This window comes from Oscillatoria sp. FACHB-1407 (assembly GCF_014697545.1).
In the GTDB taxonomy this organism is placed as follows: domain Bacteria; phylum Cyanobacteriota; class Cyanobacteriia; order Elainellales; family Elainellaceae; genus FACHB-1407.
This window is the reverse complement of record NZ_JACJSA010000002.1, coordinates 29,826-46,155: the sequence shown is the minus strand read 5'-3', so window position 1 is coordinate 46,155 and position 16,330 is coordinate 29,826. Positions and strand designations below refer to the sequence as shown.

General features: G+C 50.2%; 15 protein-coding genes. 6 read left to right on the top strand and 9 right to left on the bottom strand.

Going from position 1 to position 16,330, the window contains the following annotated elements:
- Window positions 1-39: 39 nt before the first annotated feature.
- The 5 genes from H6G89_RS03430 to H6G89_RS03410 all read right to left on the bottom strand — a co-directional run bounded on the left by H6G89_RS03430 (window position 40) and on the right by H6G89_RS03410 (window position 3,541).
- Window positions 40-489, bottom strand: a complete 450-nt coding sequence (locus H6G89_RS03430; protein WP_190503898.1) for an HNH endonuclease — start codon at window positions 487-489, stop codon at window positions 40-42.
- A gap of 11 nt (window positions 490-500) precedes the next feature.
- Entirely contained in the window at window positions 501-926 is a 426-nt protein-coding gene (locus tag H6G89_RS03425; protein ID WP_190503897.1) for a hypothetical protein, read from the bottom strand.
- Between the two features lie 12 nt (window positions 927-938).
- The gene (locus H6G89_RS03420) at window positions 939-1,364 is read right to left on the bottom strand and encodes a hypothetical protein (protein WP_190503896.1); all 426 of its coding nucleotides are present in this window, start codon (window positions 1,362-1,364) and stop codon (window positions 939-941) included.
- A gap of 276 nt (window positions 1,365-1,640) precedes the next feature.
- A complete protein-coding gene (locus H6G89_RS03415; protein WP_199336513.1) occupies window positions 1,641-1,925 on the bottom strand; it encodes a DUF3493 domain-containing protein in 285 nt (94 codons plus the stop codon).
- Entirely contained in the window at window positions 1,925-3,541 is a 1,617-nt protein-coding gene (locus H6G89_RS03410) for a serine/threonine-protein kinase (RefSeq protein ID WP_190503895.1), read from the bottom strand. The genes H6G89_RS03415 and H6G89_RS03410 overlap by 1 nt, the downstream gene beginning before the upstream one ends.
- A 414-nt stretch (window positions 3,542-3,955) precedes the next feature.
- On the opposite strand from H6G89_RS03410, the gene pheT reads away from it, so the two are divergent.
- Entirely contained in the window at window positions 3,956-6,439 is a 2,484-nt protein-coding gene (gene pheT, locus H6G89_RS03405; protein ID WP_190503894.1) for a phenylalanine--tRNA ligase subunit beta, read from the top strand.
- 17 nt (window positions 6,440-6,456) lie between these two features.
- Complete coding sequence (locus H6G89_RS03400) at window positions 6,457-6,726, top strand: YciI family protein (RefSeq protein WP_190503893.1); 270 nt, start codon at window positions 6,457-6,459, stop codon at window positions 6,724-6,726.
- 54 nt (window positions 6,727-6,780) lie between these two features.
- Here H6G89_RS03400 and H6G89_RS03395 read toward each other — a convergent pair whose 3' ends face one another.
- Together H6G89_RS03395 and H6G89_RS03390 are read right to left on the bottom strand one after the other, a co-directional pair.
- Window positions 6,781-7,500 carry a class I SAM-dependent methyltransferase gene (locus tag H6G89_RS03395; protein WP_190503892.1) on the bottom strand — a complete coding sequence of 240 codons (720 nt, stop codon included), beginning with the start codon at window positions 7,498-7,500 and terminating at the stop codon, window positions 6,781-6,783.
- Window positions 7,501-7,527: 27 nt separating this feature from the next.
- Entirely contained in the window at window positions 7,528-7,710 is a 183-nt protein-coding gene (locus H6G89_RS03390) for a hypothetical protein (protein WP_190504336.1), read from the bottom strand.
- Between the two features lie 245 nt (window positions 7,711-7,955).
- Here H6G89_RS03390 and H6G89_RS03385 point away from each other — a divergent pair, with 245 nt between their 5' ends.
- The 3 genes from H6G89_RS03385 (at window position 7,956) to H6G89_RS03375 (ending at window position 12,168) form a co-directional block, all read left to right on the top strand.
- Window positions 7,956-10,523, top strand: a complete 2,568-nt coding sequence (locus tag H6G89_RS03385; protein WP_190503891.1) for a mannose-1-phosphate guanyltransferase — start codon at window positions 7,956-7,958, stop codon at window positions 10,521-10,523.
- A gap of 476 nt (window positions 10,524-10,999) precedes the next feature.
- Complete coding sequence (locus tag H6G89_RS03380) at window positions 11,000-11,494, top strand: single-stranded DNA-binding protein (protein WP_190503890.1); 495 nt, start codon at window positions 11,000-11,002, stop codon at window positions 11,492-11,494.
- Between the two features lie 2 nt (window positions 11,495-11,496).
- Window positions 11,497-12,168 (top strand): GvpL/GvpF family gas vesicle protein, encoded by a 672-nt coding sequence (locus tag H6G89_RS03375; protein WP_190503889.1) that lies wholly within the window; start codon window positions 11,497-11,499, stop codon window positions 12,166-12,168.
- On the opposite strand, the gene H6G89_RS03370 is transcribed toward H6G89_RS03375, so the two are convergent.
- Together H6G89_RS03370 and H6G89_RS03365 are read right to left on the bottom strand one after the other, a co-directional pair.
- Window positions 12,165-12,302, bottom strand: a complete 138-nt coding sequence (locus H6G89_RS03370) for a hypothetical protein (protein ID WP_190503888.1) — start codon at window positions 12,300-12,302, stop codon at window positions 12,165-12,167. The genes H6G89_RS03375 and H6G89_RS03370 overlap by 4 nt on opposite strands.
- Window positions 12,303-12,396: 94 nt before the next feature.
- The gene (locus H6G89_RS03365) at window positions 12,397-14,289 is read right to left on the bottom strand and encodes an ArsA family ATPase (RefSeq protein WP_199336512.1); all 1,893 of its coding nucleotides are present in this window, start codon (window positions 14,287-14,289) and stop codon (window positions 12,397-12,399) included.
- Window positions 14,290-14,465: 176 nt separating this feature from the next.
- Between H6G89_RS03365 and H6G89_RS03360 the strand changes: the two genes are divergently transcribed.
- Window positions 14,466-16,304: an AAA family ATPase gene (locus H6G89_RS03360; protein WP_190503887.1), complete on the top strand. Its 1,839-nt coding sequence runs from the start codon at window positions 14,466-14,468 to the stop codon at window positions 16,302-16,304.
- Window positions 16,305-16,330 lie beyond the last annotated feature (26 nt).

Here is a 16,330-nt window from a genome sequence, read left to right as displayed (position 1 = left end):
TCTAGAAAAAGAACCTTGAAAGCCCTCCAAACTTGATGGCTAACTTCTGAGAGACTGAAGCAGTTGAGTAGGACGCATTGCTCTCACCGCCTCATATAAATTAGGGCGATGCGTCAACATATGGTGCTCATACTCAAACCAGTGCATTTCCCCTTTCTCTTGATTACAAGGTCTGCAAATCACCCACAAATTCTTGAAGTCCATTGATAGCCAGGGGTATTGCGATCGCGGCAGCTTATGGTCAATCGTTCGACCACCCTTGTCAGAAAAGCGATCGCCACAAATGGGGCAGTGCCAATCTGAATGTTCATTTGCCCAATCTTTACTTTCCTGGGTTGTTCCACACTCATAATCTCCATTGACATATCGCCAATGGTCAAATTTCCGATAATTCTCAAAATCCTGCTGAGTGAGTTTGTGATACCGCTTGTTACCAACCTTGTCTGCTAATGCAAATAGATCTTTGAGATCTTTTCCATCAAAGTTCATATTGGTTCTAACTAACGCTTAGATGGTTTAGCTGTCTTACGAGATGCGTTGGCAGATTGTCTACTAAAATCAACGACTTCTATCTCTGTATCTGGAAATTGCCGATCAATTTCTGCCTCAATCTCACTCACTTCTTTAGCCAGTTGCTGATTAAATGTCTCAATTTCCTCATCCGTTTGATATTTATTCCCAATCCGATCGGCTTCTAAAAAAAGTTCATCAAGACTCGTTTCTTCCAGGTGATACTGTTCTAGAAACTCATCAATCTTTACATAAAGGCTAATTACATGAACCCAGCCAACATTTTTGAAATGATTGGCTTTGAGCCACTTCTGGTCTTCTTTTTGGAGCTTATCTCGTCGATTTGAGTTAGCACGTTGAACCTCGTGATAACTCATCCCATTGAAATTTCTTTTCTTGCTCTTTTGATTGACCATCAACCTAGCTCTTTAGCCCTGAGTGCTCTTAAACCACTTTGCCAAAGCCCGCCGAATCTCGCTGTCTTCATAACGCAGCAAATTCTTCACATCGATCGCAATCTTCAGTTTAATTTGATCAATCAAATTCTTCAGGGCTTTGTTGTCTTTTTTGAGCTGATCATTGACCTCAACCAGTTCCTGCTTTTCAGAAGCAAGCATAATCACTTGCTGCTCTTTGCCCTCAATCTCCTTCGTCTTCTTGGTGACCATCCCCTTTTGAGCAGCTTGAAGACGTTGGCGTTTGATCAATTCAGGTCCAGCAAACAACGACACTACTCTACGAATCGTTAACTCATCAGGACTTTGATTAAAATCTACCCCTTCCAATGCTCGGATGGCATCTGCCCTTGTCCACCCCTCTTGCTCAAGCAGCCTGATCGCATCTGTCCGATTCACACGTTGTTGCAAAAATCATGAATGTCCGCTCGATCCTAACCAGCCCCATCAAGCTCGTCAATAATACAGAACCCATTCATACAAAGTGCCAGACCCTACAAAGAGGTTTCTGGCACTTCGCATTAGTATTCACAGGGATTTATAGTCAGGATTTTTATCTAAGCTGATCCCGTTTCAAGCTTTCTCAGTCTGGCAGTTTTTTTAGCAGTTCTCGATTTTCTCTGGATTTTCTTAAGATTGATCCCCGTACGCAAATTATCTTTAAATATAGAGATTTCATTGATCCTTCTGTTTTGCCTTTTGCTCCAGTCGAAACAGCCAGATCATCAACGCAACGACTCCCACTTGCAGCGCAAAGTTTGGCAAAACCCCAGCGACATCTCGCCCTGCCAGGAGTTGTACTAGAAAAATGAAGGCTCCAATAAACCCAGAAGCACCAAAGGCAATATAGACAAACTGCCGTAGTCCCCGATAGGGTGCTTTTGCCTCCATTCTGAGACGGGCATACTTCTCATTGCTCAACTTGGTAGTAGAACGCACTTGCCCCTTTGGATCAGCCATTACCACAAACCTCGCTTACCGCTTGGATGCACTGTTGCCCAATTGGTGCGCGCCATTGACAGTTGTTCATCCGTTACCTTTGCTCCAGTCAGATCAGCCCCACACAGGTTTGCCCCCCGCAGGTTGGCATTACTGAGGTAAGCGTAACTCAAATCCGCTCCCCGCAAGTCAGCCCCCTGCAAATCAGCATGGCTGAGATAAGCTCTGGCAAGGTTAGCGTTTTTTAACACCGCCTGACTCAGACTGGCTCGACCAAAATCTGCACTAAACAGATTGGCTCCCTGAAAGTTGATTTTGTGTAGTTTGGATTGGTGGAAATTAGCCCCTGACAGAGTTGCCTTTTGCAAGTTCAACAAGCTGAGATCGTGATACGTAAAATCTCGCTTACCCTTTGCATAGCTGTTTAGTACCTCATCTGCTCCCAGTTTGGGGGCTGTCGGAGAGCCACTCGAAGCAGGACCTCGGGTTCGCTCTACAGATGACATAGAAGTTGGCTTCGGTACCGCCATACGGCGACGGGTTCCGGTAGTTTGTAGTCCGGTTGAATCCGTCATCGCAGATTTGGCTTGCCGTGCCCGAATTGCCGCTGCCATACGTGCCGATGGGGACGAGGGAGAAGAGGGTTCGCCCAGATCACCCGAATTCACGGGACCAAAATCGTTGGTTTGGGGACCTCGGCTGGGTTTTGTCACCATGCTTTGAGCCAAACTGTCGAGATATGGCTCTAAATCCAGTGCTCGCAAGACTTCGCCTGCGTTTTGATAGCGGTGGCGAACTGACACTTCCAGCATCTTTTTGAGCACTGAGGCAAAGTGATCAGTGATATGCACTTGCTCTCGCCACAGCATTTCACCCGTTGCCGGGTCATAATCTAAATCTTTTGGAGATTTGCCTGTCAATAAATAGATACAGGTTACGCCCAATGCATAGATGTCGCTGGCATAGACTGGGCGCATCGCCATCTGCTCTGGAGGGGCGTAACCGGGAGTACCGATCGCGTAAGCAGTCAAGGCGGTTTGTTCTGATGCACCTGCCCGCACCGGATTGACTTGATCTTTGACAGCACCAAAGTCGATCAGGACTAATTTTTTGTCTTGAGAACGGCGAATCAGGTTAGCAGGTTTAATATCGCGGTGAATGACTTGCTGTGAGTGGATGTATTGCAGCATGGGTAGCACTTCACTGAGGAACTGCTTTACCCCAGCTTCGCTAAAGGGACCCGATCGCTTCACCTCTTGTTGCAATGTAGAACCGCTAATATATTCCTGAACTAGATAAAATTCTTGATTAAATTCAAAATAGTCAAGCAGGCGAGGCACTTGGGGATGATTGCCGATCTTGCCGAGGGTTTTGGCTTCTCGCTTAAACAGATCTCGCGCCATCTGTAGCACGTGCGATGAAGACGCAGCTGGGCGCAGTTGTTTGATTACACAGTAAGGACCACCGGGAAGGGCTTCATCCTGCGCCAAAAACGTCGCTCCAAAACCACCTTGACCTAATGCCTGAATGATGCGGTAGCGATCGCGCAATAACAATCGAGAACCGCACGCTTGACAGAGTTCGGTATTGGCTAAGTTTTCTGGATTTGGGCAGGCTGGATTTAAGCAGTAGCTCATTCGGCATCGCTCGCTTGGTTGACCGCCAGGTGTCGCTAATTCTAAAAGCTAATTTTAGACTTAACACCTCTATATCATTATCTTTCCAACAAAGGGGGGTTGAAGCACCATTCTCTTTGGAAATCTCTTAAAGAGTTGCTAAAGTTAACCCTATTTTGCTTGAAGCACCCTCAAAAATCTAAAATTTTTCACCTGAGAAACAAAAAAATATCACCCCGACCCCGGCTGATTTACGCAACTCATCACGGCTATCGCATAGGAGAGCGGTAAAATAGGGGAGCCTTCACTGTCATGCAAATGTGAGCCATGCAGGACATGTCCACACAAGACCGTGATACAGGCAATGCTAATACACCCTAACACTCTCTCAATCTCTATTCTCAGGTTGACTCAGCGAAAAAACAAGAAGAAGCAATGCGTATTTCATTGAACTGGCTGCAAGAACTAGTTGATTTCACAATGACTCCGGAGGAGTTGGCAGACACCTTAACAATGGCTGGGTTTGAGGTAGAAGACATCGAAGATCGACGCACTTGGGCAGATGGAGTCGTGGTCGGCAGAGTCTTAGAGTGCCAACCCCATCCCAATGCCGACAAGCTCAACGTATGCCAGGTCGATATTGGGGGAGAGGCTCCCTCCACAATTGTTTGCGGCGCATCTAATGTCAGAGCCGATATCTATGTGCCTGTCGCCACAATTGGCACCTACCTGCCCAAAATCGATCTCACGATTCGTCCGCGCAAGCTGCGAAATGTTGCTTCAGAGGGCATGATCTGTTCCTTGGCGGAGGTGGGTCTGGCGAAGGAATCGGAAGGTATCCACATTTTTGCTCAAGATAGTCTGACTCTGGGCAGCGATGCACGTCCGCTTTTAGGGTTGGATGATGTGATCCTGGATTTGACCTCAACGGCAAACCGGGCAGACGCTCTCAGCATGGTTGGGATCGCCAGAGAAGTTGCGGCTCTCACAGGAGCGCGTCTGAAACTTCCCCAAATTCCTGACTTTAAGATAGAGACGAATCCTGAAGAGTTGGCTCTACGCATTGGTGAGCCGACTGCCTGCCCAATTTATATCGGTACCGTGGTGGAGCAGGTGGCGATCGCCCCTTCGCCCCTGTGGTTGCAACAACGCCTGCAATCGGCTGGAACTCGCCCGATTAATAATGTGGTAGATGTGACCAACTATGTGTTGTTGGAATGGGGGCAGCCGCTACACGCCTTTGATCGCGATCGCCTATTGAGCGTTATCGATGGAGATGCAACCTCAACCCTGACAATCGGGGTTCGCCTTGCGCGTGCAGGTGAGGGTTTGACGACGTTAGACAGCCAGAAACGCACACTAACCGAGCAGACTTTGTTAATCACTGCTAATGACAAACCGGTTGCTTTAGCAGGGGTAATGGGTGGTGAAGAAACAGAGGTTCACGCTGAAACTCAGAACTTGATGCTGGAGGCAGCCCTGTTTGACTCTGGAGCGATTCGTCGCTCGGCACGCGCTCAAGGCATCCGTACAGAAGCTTCTGCCCGCTATGAACGGGGAGTCAATCCGGCAGAGTTGGCGATCGCCTGTAATCGGGCACTACAGCTGATCACCGAAATTGCCGGAGGCACGATCAAGACCCAGGCGATCGCCGATACCCGGTCTGAGCAAACCACTGCTACCCGTACGATTGGGCTGCGGCTTGACCGAATTAATCAGGTGTTAGGACCAATTAATCTCAATTCCGATCCGTCTAACAACGGCTCTAAACCCTTAGCTGAAGATGACATTGGTGAACTGCAAGCGGAAGATGTAGAACGAGTACTTACGGCTTTGGGGTGCCAACTGACAGCAGTTGAGGAAGGCGTGTGGAACGTCAACATTCCGCCTTACCGCTATCGGGACTTGGAGCGTGAAATTGACCTGATTGAAGAAGTAGCTCGGCTTTATGGCTTCAACAGCTTTTCGGACACCCTGCCTAACAAGACCGAAGCGGGTTATCTCTCTATTGAGCAAGCTTTGACCCGCAAGATTCATGCTGCTCTCCGGGCGATCGGGCTGACCGAGGTAATTCACTACTCTCTGGTCAAACCTGGACAAGCTAACCAGATTGTTCTCAGCAATCCCCTTTTTACGGAATACTCTGCGTTGCGCTCTGAGTTACTAACCGGATTGATCGATGCCTTCCAGTACAACCTGGAACAAGGCAATGGTGCACTCAGTGCCTTTGAAATCGGGCGAGTCTTTTGGAGTGATGAGGAGGGCTTGAACGAAACCGACATGATCGCCGGAATTATGGGCGGTGATTCTCGTCGCGGACGGTGGGTGCAGGCAGGGCGTGAAAAGCCGATGACCTGGTTTGAGGCGAAGGGACTCCTCGAAAGCGTATTTGATCGGTTGGGTCTGGTGGTGGAATATCAGCCTGATCGCCGCAATTCTCTGTTACACCCCGAACGAACCGCATCCCTCTGGCTCGGTGGTAAACGCCTGGGCACCTTTGGGCAGTTGCACCCTCAATTACGGCAGGAACGGGGGCTTCCAAATGAGATCTATGCCTTTGAGTTGCATCTGGAAATCATGCTCGACCAGATGGCAACCGAGGAGAGCCTGACCCCAACCTTCAAGCTCTATTCTGCCTATCCTGCGTCTGACCGGGATATTGCCTTCTTTGTTCCTGTTCAATTCTCCGTGGCTGAGATTGAGCGATCGGTCAAACAAGCCGCAGGTTCTTTGCTGGAGTCGGTTGAGCTATTTGATGAATATCGGGGTGAGAATGTCCCAGAGGGCAAGCGCAGTCTCGCGTTTCGTCTGGTGTATCGGGCGGGCGATCGCACCCTCACCGACGAGGACATCGAACCTGTTCACCAGAAAGTACGTGAAACCCTGGAAGAGAAGTTCCAGGTCAGCCTCAGAAGTTAATTCAACTGGTAGACACTATGCCGAAATACATTTTGTGGGGAAGTTACTGTGATGACGTTCTCGAAAAGCGAGCACCCTTTCGTCAAGCGCACCTGGATGGCTTGAAGGAGCAAAAAGAATCTGGGATGTTAATTACAATCGGTCCAACCCAGGATCTAACCAAGGTTTTCGGAATTTATGAAGCGGCAGACGAGGTCACAGTGCGTCAAATCATCGAATCTGACCCTTATTGGAAAAATGGGATTTGGACAGAGTATGACGTGAAGGAGTGGATTCAAGCCATTTAAGTCATGGTTTGAGTGAAGCGTAATGCTATGGGAGGTTGGTATGCCAACCTCCTACTACACAAATTTCACTTTATAGAGTTGAAACAGTTCCCCTGGGAGGGTTTTGACGACTTTGGCACGGGCAGACTGTAGCAGGGTCTGCCATTCTGACAACGACTCCAAAAACACTTCTGCGCCCAGATAAGTCTCTAAAATGGCCCAATTCTCTGCATCCGGAGCCTCTGGGCTTAACACATCAAAAACAAACACCCCATCGGGTTTTAGGACTCGCTTGACCTCTGCTAAGACCAACTGCCAGTAGCTCAAAGGATAGTAACAACTAAACCCTGTGGCAATAACCTGATCAAACTGGTTGACGTCATACTTCAATTCATGTGCCGCCCCTAGTTGAACCCCCTTAAATAGCTTCGAGTTCAACTGAGGACCACGAGCATTTAACGTATCGCGTGCCATTGTGCTGACATCTTGCCCGTAAAAAAAGGCATCCCACTCACGCCAGGGATAGATCAAAAAGCTGACCCCACAGCCCACATCCAGGCAACGTTGCTGTTTTAAGGGTTTAGAGATTTCCCAAAATGGAGAGGCAATCCGGGCTGCCAGTGCCCCCGATGCCCACTCTCGATAGATTGGCATATCTTCAACTTCGGCGGGCAACTCAAAGGGTTCCCGTCGGTACTCCCGGTTAAACCGTTGGGCAACTGTGTTTATTCGTGCTTGCCAATCTTCGGAGCGATCGCCCAAAAAACCAGACAGATTTGCTTGTCGTCCAACCATTGCGATCGCTCCTCAGATCTCTGGGTCTTAACCTTTTAGTGCTCGATTAAAGTTTTGTCGATACGACCGATTGGCGATCAACAAAACAGGCCACATCAGGGACAGATACAGCTTGCCCTGGCTAAAGTTTGTCCGATGAAATCCAGTCCAAAACTTCCAAATTCCACCCGCATAGACTCCTAGAAGAAGTAAACCTAACAAAGTCACAATCGTCTCTCCTAATTCGCCTTACACAATTAATGCGCTTGCATTGTTACTCAAGTGTAGGATAGCCGACGGAAATCTTGCCAAACCTCAAAGTATGTTTAATAACCTGTTCCAAATCCACCTGGATGTCGTTACGATCCTGAAGAGGGATGGGATCGCGCCTGACACGGATACCGAAAGCCGTTGACCACCCAATCCCGTTTAATGCCACTACCTTAAAAGAAGATGGCTAATCGTAAGGAGAATGTATGCGTGCAGTGTTGATGGCTGGAGGCTCAGGCACACGGCTTAGACCGCTCACCTGTGACCTGCCAAAACCAATGGTGCCTATCCTCAATCGCCCCATTGCTGAGCACATTATTAATCTGCTCAAACGGCACCATATCACTGAAATCATCGCAACCCTGCATTATTTGCCCGATGTCATGCGGGATTATTTTCAAGATGGCAACAATTTTGGTGTGCAGATCACCTATGCCGTTGAGGAAGATCAGCCTTTAGGAACAGCAGGGTGTGTCAAAAATGTAGCTGAGTTGCTTGACGAGACATTTTTAGTGATTAGTGGCGACAGCATTACCGATTTTGACCTCAGTGCTGCGATTCGATTTCATAAGCAAAAGCAGTCCAAAGCAACGTTGATTTTAACCCATGTCCCCAATCCGCTGGAGTTTGGGGTTGTAATTACAGATGAAAACTATCGCATTCGTCGCTTTTTAGAGAAACCATCGAGCAGCGAAATTTTCTCCGATACCGTCAATACAGGCACTTATATTCTCGAACCAGAAGTATTAGAGTACTTACCTTTTGATCAAGAATCAGATTTTTCTAAAGATCTATTTCCTCTCTTGTTAGAAAAGAATGAGCCGATGTATGGCTATGTCGCCGATGGGTATTGGTGCGATGTGGGACACCTGGATGCTTACCGGGAGGCACACTACGCCGCGTTGCATCGGCGCGTCAATCTCAATGTGCAATATGAGGAGCGATCGCCCGGTTTATGGGTTGGGCAAAATACCCACATTGACCCCACGGCTCGAATTGAAACTCCGGCGATCATTGGCAACAACTGCCGTGTCGGTGCTCGTGTGGAGATCGAATCGGGTACGGTGATTGGCGATAATGTCACGATTGGAGCAGACGCCGACCTTAAACGCCCGATCATTTGGAATGGCGTGATCATCGGCGAAGAGGTTCACCTGCGGGCCTGTGTTGCCGCTCGTGGCACGCGGGTCGATCGCCGTGCCCATGTACTGGAAGGGGCGATCGTCGGCTCCCTATCGGTGATTGGCGAGGAAGCCCTGATCAATCCCGATGTCCGCATCTGGCCCAGCAAAAAGATTGAACCGGGTGCCATCCTCAATATGAATCTGATCTGGGGACACGCGGCTCATCGCAACCTGTTTGGGCAACGGGGAGTCTCTGGTCTGGCGAATGTTGACATCACCCCAGAGTTTGCAGTGCGGTTGGGAGCCGCTTTTGGTTCAACGTTGAAACCCGGCTCTCATGTGACCGTTTCTCGTGACCAACGCAGCATCTCTCGCATGGTGTCGCGATCGCTCATCGCAGGCTTGATGTCCGTCGGCATCCACATCCACAATCTTGAGGCGGCTTCGATTCCCGTTGCTCGTGCCGTTGTGCCTACATTACCCGTTGTTGGCGGCATTCACGTCCGCATCCACCCAGAGCGATCGGATCACATTCTGATCGAATTCTTCGACCACAAAGGCATCAACCTTTCCAAAGCACGCGAAAAGAAAATTGAAGGGGCTTACTTTAAAGAAGATTTTCGTCGCGCTCAAATCCAAGAAATTGGTAACGTCAACTATGTCTCTCAAGCCACTGACATTTACAGTGCGATTTTTGAACGGCATCTGAGAGTCGATGCGGTACGCAATACCAAATCGAAGGTTGTGATTGACTACGCCTATGCGGTTTCTGGAGCGGTCTTGCCGCTGTTGTTAGCAAAGTTTGGCTGTGATGCGGTTGTCCTCAACGCCAGTCTGAGTCAAACGATTCCCTCTCCCGCCGATCGCGAAGTGTTATTAAACCAGTTGGGGCACGTCGTTGAGGCACTCAAGGCAAGTTTTGGCGTGCAGGTCTCCGCCAATGGTGAGCAGTTGATTCTTGTAGACGAATCAGGGAGTGCCATTCGGGGTGAAATGCTAACGGCGTTGATGACTCACCTCATCTTGACCGAACACCCCAGAGGCACGATTGTCGTTCCGGTAAACACCTCCAATGCGATCGAAAAGATTGCTCATCGCCACGATGGTCGAGTCATTCGCACCAAAGCTAACCCCACAGCTCTGATGGAGGCTTGCCATACCAATAGTGACGTAGTGCTTGGCGGCAGTGGAGATATGGGCTTTATCTTCCCGCAGTTGCATCCCGGATTTGATGCCATGTTTTGCATTGCTAAGTTAATTGAAATGCTGACAGTGCAAAGCTACGACGAGATCGGAAATAATCGCCGTACCCTGGGTCAGATCCGGGCTGAATTGCCGCGCGTCTGCCACAAAACCCTTTCGGTGCGCTGCCCCTGGACGGTCAAAGGCGCATTGATGCGGCGACTGGTTGAAACCCACTCCTCAGAACATCTGGAACTCATTGATGGCGTCAAAATTCTGAATCCGCGTCACGATAGTTGGCTGTTAGTTTTGCCGGATGCCAGCGAACCGATGGTACACCTATTTGCCGATAGCAACGATCGCGGTTGGGTCGATGAAACACTCCGCGAATACCGAGCCTATGTGCAAGAATTTGTCGATCAAGAACAGGAGTATGAAAAGGGTGACATCGATTTAGTCAGAGCTTAGTACTGCTTTCACAGATAGGGTTTGAATGAAAATAGGGGGCTGTGCCCCTAGCCAAAGGGTTCTACCCCTGCACCCTAAATTCCCACCCTGATTTACGACGAGTTGTTCTTAGAACGGGAAGAGTCATTCGTAGAAGTATCTTAGGAATGGGAGTTAGATTAAGTTCGACGTTAAGTAGGGGCGGGTTTTGCTATCACATCCATGGCAGAGTGCAAATTAATTTGCTAAACCCGCCCGTACAGTTTGCGGATTTATTAAATCCACGATCCGTCATGAAATACCAGGTTGTTCTATCGAGTGCTTCACCCCTAGCCCAAAATTAGTGTTTCTTGCCGCCCTGAATCCTGTATTAGCCCTTTCCAGTTGTAAATTTCCCTTGCTAAAATAGTACTTTGGTACTACATCTCTGCGATTTGGTGCTTTGATTCGATACGTTGAAGTGTATATTGAGTGGAATATTAAGAGGTGCTGGAGTTATGAACAGCTTTATTTTAATGGCAGAGATTATTCAAGAACCGCAGTTGCGCTATACATCGGATAACCAAACCCCGATCGCTGAAATGATGGTGCAGTTTGACGGACTCCGCGAAGACTCTCCGCCAGAAACTCTGCGTGTTGTGGGCTGGGGTAACTTAGCACAAGAGATTCAGGAGAAATATCACGAGGGCGATCGCATCGTGATTGAAGGGCGGCTCAACATCAATACGGTCGATCGCCCCGAAGGTTTTAAAGAAAAACGTGCCGAACTCACCGCTCAACGGATTCATAAAATTGGAGCAGGGGCTGCCGTTAGCACCACTTCCGTTAAACCTGCCCCAACTACCGACAGTGCTCCTAAAGCACGCAGTGCAGCTCCTAAAGCCAGCAAGTCAGCTACAGCCAAATCAACCGTCGCAGAACCCTCTACCGCTAAAGCAACCACCTATTCTGCTTCTAGTAGTGACGCAGAATATGACGATATTCCATTCTAAAAATGGGAATCTACACCTATGCCTTCTTGCTTCACTCTGCTGAGCCCCTGGAACTACCCACGGGTATCACAGGCTCATTGCACCTGATTGAGGTAAGACAGCTTTGTGCTCTGGTTGAGCCAGGGTTAGCGTTTGAGGAATTGCAACAAAACGATAGCCAACTCCTGCAAGCCATCATTGCCCACGATCGCGTCTTGCAAGAGGTCTTCCAGCAGGCGGATATCCTGCCGCTGCGGTTTGGCACTCAGTTTGTCTCGGAAGCGGGGTTGCTTCAACATCTAGAGGCAAACCATTCCCTCTATCTGGATAAGTTTTCTCAACTCAAAGGACAGGCAGAGTATGTCCTCAAATTTATTCCCGTTGAGAAAGCCGAACCAGAAATTTCCTCTGACATCAAAGGCAAAGACTACTTCTTAGCCAAAAAACAACGCTACCAGTCTCAGCTAGAGCAGCAACACCAGCGACAGCAGGAGTTAGACGAGGTCAAAGAGGCGATCGCCCAATCCTTTCATCACACCCTTTCTGAATCCAAAGACGGTGTAGAGCGGGTCTACCTGCTAGCCGATCGCACCCATGAAATCACCTTGCAGAACCAGATTCAGCAATGGCAAGACCTCTGTACCCTCTGGAGTATTAGCCTGGGCAACGCTTTACCGCCCTATCATTTCGTTTAACGTGAATTCGGGATAAGGATTTCGGCGGTTAAAACCGCAGCTATCGGAGCAAAACCCACCTGCGTCGGTTCGTTAGATCCGGCATTTTCCGTAGTCCGCGTCGGCGGACTTCGCTCTAGTAGCCGCGAATTCATTCGCCGGACTCTTAAACCGAACTGACGTTCGTTTAAGGCAAGTTCGTTTCGTACCGTACGGCGTTTTGCGAAACGCTCCTCCCGATGCCTTCTCTCAAAACAGGCATTGTGCAGCAGCTTTGATCTGATCCTGAGGGGCGATCGCCACGGGTAACACAGGCAGTCGCACCACGGTTTGATGGGGAAAGCGATCGCTCACGGTCTCTTGGCCTGCCTCAAACCGATTTTGCACCACATACCGTTGGCTAATGCCCATGTCACTCAAAGTTTCGGTCAGGCGAGTCGCCTCTGCCAAGATTGCAGATTGGGCTTGCATCACTCCAATAAATTCGGTGTGCTGGGCATCCTTCAATTTCTTCTGTGCTTGCATCACCCGTTGCCGCAACGTCCGCAATCGCCCCATAAATTCGGTGCGACCCACCACATCCTGATACTTAATCCACAACTTAAAGATCCAGGCGAGCCAATCGCCCAGGGCTGTCGGCATCTCCAAAAAGCGCAACAGATGCCCTGTTGGAGCCGTATCCAACACAATCAGGTCTTGCTCATTCTTCTCCAGCAATTCCATAATCGTCAGCAGCGACAGCATTTCATCAATTCCCGGCAAGGATTGCGAGACAATCTGCCGCCACGCCTCCGGCCCATAGGCAATGCTGAGACTGGTATCCTCCTGATTATCGCCGCTCATCATTTCCGCCAGTTCCCACAGATACTCTTCTCGAAACTGGGTCAGCACCTCTTCGGCATCGATTTCTTGAGCACTCAGGTTAGGCATGAGCCATTGCGGATTGTGTCCCAACGATCGCCCCAGTGCATCGCCCAGCGAATGAGCCGGATCAATGGAAATGACCCGAACGTTGCGATCGCCATGTTGGGTTGCCATACCCCAGGCGATCGCGGCTGCCACAGTGGTTTTCCCCACTCCCCCTTTGCCACCGACCAGCACGAGTCGTCGCCCTGCCTGGATAAAGTCATCGAAAACTGGGGAAATCTTCGCTGGAAACTCAACGGCAATGTTCAGGGTTGGATGCTTCAAGGCATCGCCCGTGACGACGCTAGCTTGCTGCATCAGCCTGTCCAGAGCGATCGCCCCCACAGGTTCCTTCACTTGCTGCGGCACACCAAACACGGGATGAGTTATCGCCAGATCGAGAAACTGTTCCAGCAGTTTTTGCTGTTGGGCATACCGACTCCAGGTTTCATCTGCCTGACTGGAATCTGCTTCAAGCAAGTGGTTCACCCAAATTCCTCCCAACGGAATCTGGAGCGTTTGCAGTGCATCTAAAAAGCGGGTTGTCTCCAACAGGCTCAATGGTTCCGCGATCGCCACCACAAAACACGCTGTTTGCTCAGCATCTTGCAGGAGCAATCGCCCAGACGTCAGATCCGCTTTCATCTCGGTCAAGAATTGATCCGCCTCGTCTTCAATGTAGCGTCCTGTAAAGGTCTGGCTGATCACCCGATGCTTCTCCTGAAATAGATCCAGCGCACCCAAAAAGTTATCTAAAAAATCCATCAACTTAAACAAATTCAGGGTGTGCCCGCTCGGAGCCATATCCACGACGACTCGATCAGCAATGCGATCGCGCAACAACCGCTGAATTTCCAAAACCGCCATCAACTCATCCAACCCCGGAAAACTCAAATCCCACACCGGACTGAGATCTTCGCCTTGCACAAAGCTGCCCCGTTCAACCAGAAGCTCCAACACCTTGCCATACTGCGCCTTAAACTCTCGCAACAAGGATTGAGCATTCAACGCCCGCACTTGCAAATTCGGCAGATCCACCAGCGGATGGGCAGTATCATCCACCGCAACCTGCAACACATCACCCAGGGAATGAGCCGGATCGGTCGAAATCAGCAAAACCCGATCGCCTGGAAACTGCTGTGACCAATGACGCGCAAACCCACAAGAGAGAGTCGTCTTACCCACTCCGCCCTTGCCGCTAAACATGGCTAGATGAAGATGATTGAATGAATGCATGAGTCTGAACAAGACGATGGGAATACTGATGTTGATCTATCCCTCTTCTGGCAGGATCTTGTGGCGATCGCTCCCTATTCTCCGGTTGACAATCCCCAAAGATGAAGAGTCATACATACACAGCCTACCCATTTCACAGGGATAGATACACTTAAACCACAGCGCAACATACAGCAATGAGTGACTTATTTAAGGGATTTGAACAACTCTTAGAACTCGCCAAGACGTTGGAAGAAAAAGCGGAAAAGGGAGAACTCAAAGCCGACATTCAAATTAACTCCCGCCCTCTTAGTAGTATTCCCCGTCGAGGCAACATTCCCGGAGGAATCGGCACAAGTCGCATCCGCACCAACCCATCCGGAGAAGAACCAACCTCAGCGACCGACGATACGGTGATTACCCCACCCCCTCCGCCAGAAGCCTCTCCTACGGCTGCTTTGGGGGACGTTGGGGGACTTTCTGAAGTCTTGCGGGAACTGCGAGAACTGGTCGAGATTCCCTTGAAACGCCCCGATTTGCTGGCCAAAATGGGCTTGGAACCAACTCGTGGGGTCTTAATGGTCGGCCCTCCCGGTACCGGAAAAACCCTCACCGCCCGTGCCCTGGCAGAGGCATTAGGGGTCAACTACATTGCGATCGTCGGTCCCGAAGTCATGGGCAAGTACTACGGAGAAGCGGAAGCCAAGCTCCGGGGAGTATTTGAGAAAGCCACAAAAGCGGCTCCCTGTCTGGTCTTCATTGACGAGATTGACAGCCTTGCCCCCGATCGCTCCAAAGTCGAGGGGGAAGTCGAAAAACGGCTCGTGGCACAACTCCTGGGCTTGATGGATGGTTTTGCTCAAACCAAAGGCGTGGTCGTTCTAGCCGCAACCAACCGTCCCGATCACCTCGACCCGGCCCTACGTCGTCCTGGTCGCTTCGATCGCGAAGTCCATTTTCGAGTGCCCGATCGCGACGGTCGTCTGGAAATTCTCCGTATCCAGACTCGCGCTATGCCACTGGATAATTCTGTAGATTTAGGGGCGATCGCCGATCTCTCGGTTGGCTTTGTCGGTGCAGATCTCAAAGCCCTCTGCCAAAAAGCAGCCTACACAGCCCTGCGGCGACAGCTTCCATCCCTCGACCAACCCATCCCCGATACCATGACCGTAACTCAGACCGATTTCCTGCAAGCCGCAAGGGAAATCAAACCCTCCGTGTTGCGATCGGTTGAGGTCGAGGCTCCCAATGTGCCGTGGGATCAAATCGGTGGATTGGAAACCGTTAAACAAACCTTGCAGGAATCCGTTGAAGGGGCACTGCTCTATCCCGAACTCTATCAACAGACACAAGCAAAAGCCCCCCGTGGCATTCTCCTGTGGGGACCTCCCGGCACAGGCAAGACCCTCCTGGCAAAAGCCGTTGCTTCCCAGGCACGCGCCAACTTTATTGCGGTGAATGGACCTGAACTCCTCAGCAAATGGGTTGGGGCTGCCGAACAAGCCGTTCGAGAACTCTTCACCAAAGCTCGACAAGCCGCTCCCTGTGTAGTGTTTGTCGATGAGATTGATACCCTGGCTCCTGCCCGTGGACGCTTTCAAGGGGATTCAGGCGTGAGCGATCGCGTCGTAGGTCAATTGCTCACCGAACTCGATGGTTTACACGAATGCCTCAATGTCTTACTGATTGGAGCCACCAATCGCCCCGAAACCCTCGACCCAGCCCTCCTTCGAGCCGGACGATTAGACTTACAAATCAAAGTCGATCTTCCCGACCTCAACAGTCGTCTTGCGATTCTGCAAGTCCACAACCAGGATCGTCCCCTCACTAGCGTCAACCTCGAAGATTGGGCAACCCAAACAGAAGACTGGAACGGGGCTGATCTGGCTCTCCTCAGCAATCAAGCTGCCCTGGAAGCCATTCGTCGCTATCGCGCTCAAGGACAAACAGACCCCACTACGATCCGCATCACCAACGCTGACTTTGCTGCTGCCCATCAGCTACTCTGTGAGCAAAAGCTGATGCAATCCGAATAGAATCTCCTCTCGATACACTTATCACG

Coding starts and splice junctions, on each gene's coding strand:
- H6G89_RS03360 (WP_190503887.1), top strand. CDS start 14,466: ATGAGTGACTTATTTAAGGGATTTGAACAACTCTTAGAACTCGCCAAG.
- H6G89_RS03430 (WP_190503898.1), bottom strand. CDS start 489: ATGAACTTTGATGGAAAAGATCTCAAAGATCTATTTGCATTAGCAGAC.
- H6G89_RS03380 (WP_190503890.1), top strand. CDS start 11,000: ATGAACAGCTTTATTTTAATGGCAGAGATTATTCAAGAACCGCAGTTG.
- H6G89_RS03400 (WP_190503893.1), top strand. CDS start 6,457: ATGCCGAAATACATTTTGTGGGGAAGTTACTGTGATGACGTTCTCGAA.
- H6G89_RS03415 (WP_199336513.1), bottom strand. CDS start 1,925: ATGGCTGATCCAAAGGGGCAAGTGCGTTCTACTACCAAGTTGAGCAAT.
- H6G89_RS03375 (WP_190503889.1), top strand. CDS start 11,497: ATGGGAATCTACACCTATGCCTTCTTGCTTCACTCTGCTGAGCCCCTG.
- H6G89_RS03370 (WP_190503888.1), bottom strand. CDS start 12,302: ATGAATTCGCGGCTACTAGAGCGAAGTCCGCCGACGCGGACTACGGAA.
- H6G89_RS03395 (WP_190503892.1), bottom strand. CDS start 7,500: ATGGTTGGACGACAAGCAAATCTGTCTGGTTTTTTGGGCGATCGCTCC.
- H6G89_RS03410 (WP_190503895.1), bottom strand. CDS start 3,541: ATGAGCTACTGCTTAAATCCAGCCTGCCCAAATCCAGAAAACTTAGCC.
- pheT (WP_190503894.1), top strand. CDS start 3,956: ATGCGTATTTCATTGAACTGGCTGCAAGAACTAGTTGATTTCACAATG.
- H6G89_RS03365 (WP_199336512.1), bottom strand. CDS start 14,289: ATGCATTCATTCAATCATCTTCATCTAGCCATGTTTAGCGGCAAGGGC.
- H6G89_RS03425 (WP_190503897.1), bottom strand. CDS start 926: ATGGTCAATCAAAAGAGCAAGAAAAGAAATTTCAATGGGATGAGTTAT.
- H6G89_RS03385 (WP_190503891.1), top strand. CDS start 7,956: ATGCGTGCAGTGTTGATGGCTGGAGGCTCAGGCACACGGCTTAGACCG.